Here is a 252-nt window from a genome sequence, read left to right on the forward strand (position 1 = left end):
GAGGGAATCTACGACCACGAAGAATATGCCAAGGCTATGGCATGGACGGAGAAATATTGCAAATGCAACGAAGGTGAGGATTTCACCAACCGCCCCGAAAAGCAGAAAACCCGCGAGCAGAAGGATGCCGACTGGGAGTTTATCGTGAAGATGACCCTGATTGTGCGCGACCTTATGCAGGGAAATCCCCGTTTGCGCGAAATGGGATTCAAGGAGGAAGCCCTTGGCCACAATGCCATAGCCGGAGGATTC

The 252-nt window shown here is 52.4% G+C and carries 1 pseudogene; it reads left to right on the forward strand.

From position 1 onward, the window contains the following. Positions 1 to 252 (forward strand): annotated as a pseudogene (fucI, locus tag ACX9YW_RS23330) (L-fucose isomerase); the annotation flags it as partial.

The organism is Pseudoneobacillus rhizolycopersici (genome assembly GCF_054786815.1).